Here is a 1,004-nt window from a genome sequence, read left to right on the forward strand (position 1 = left end):
TGGGTCGCGGGTGTCCCGGTCGACTGGGCGGCTTACCACGGCCAGGCCGGCATCCGGCCGCGCGTGGTCGACCTGCCCACGTACGCCTTCGACCACACCTGGTACTGGCCTGAGGCGGCGACCTCGACCCGTCGTGACGCCCACGCCGACATGCTCGACGGGCGGTTCTGGGCGGCGGTGGAGTCCGGCGACCCCGACCGGATCGGCGGCGAGCTGGGCGTCCGCGCGGACGAGCCGTTCAGCGAGGTCCTGCCGAAGCTCGCTCAGTGGCGGCGGGCCGCCCGGCAGCAGTCCGTCGTGGACTCCTGGCGGTACCGGGTGGAGTGGCAGCCCGCCACCGTGGCTGGGCGTGAGGGCCTGACCGGCACGTGGTTGGTGTTGATTCTTCCCGGTCAGGAGGACCACCCGCTGCTGGTCGGGTTGTCGGCGCGTGGCGCCGAGGTGGTCCCGGTGGTCCTGGACGAGTGGGACCGTGACCGCATCGCGCGCCAGTTGACCGAGGCACGGGAGAGCTGCGGAGCGGTCGCCGGCCTGGTTTCGCTGATCTCGCTCGCCGGCGCGGGCGTGGTCGAGGCTCTGGCGGTGGCGCAGGCGCTGGCCGTGGCGGCGGTCGACGCGCGCCTGTGGTGGCTCACGTCGGGCGCGGTCGCCGTGGACGACTCGGAGACCCTGGGCGACCTCACCTCCGGTGCGGCGGTGTGGGGTTTGGGTCGGGTGGTGGGTTTGGAGTTGCCGTTGCGGTGGGGTGGGTTGGTGGATGTGTCGGGTGTGTGGGATGGGGGTGTGTGGGGTCGTTTGTGTGGGGTGTTGTCGGGTGTGTCTGGTGAGGATCAGGTGGCGGTGCGGTCGTCGGGTGTGTTTGTGCGGCGGTTGGTGCGGGCTGGTGGTTCGGCCGTCTCGCGTTTTCGTTTGTCGGGGACGGTGTTGGTGACGGGTGGTACGGGTGCGTTGGGTGGTCGGGTTGCGGAGTGGGCGGTGGGTGTGGGTGCGGAGCATGTGGTGTT

Annotated in this window: 1 protein-coding gene; it reads left to right on the forward strand. The window is 71.3% G+C overall.

The annotated features are described in order from the left end of the window. Nucleotides 1-63: 63 nt before the first annotated feature. Nucleotides 64-1,004 (forward strand): hypothetical protein (locus tag ACGFZ2_RS34330; RefSeq protein WP_393461038.1); only part of this gene is annotated, 941 nt, incomplete at its 3' end.

Origin of the sequence: Micromonospora sp. NPDC048063, from assembly GCF_043202855.1 — a bacterium.
GTDB lineage: Bacteria > Actinomycetota > Actinomycetes > Mycobacteriales > Micromonosporaceae > Micromonospora.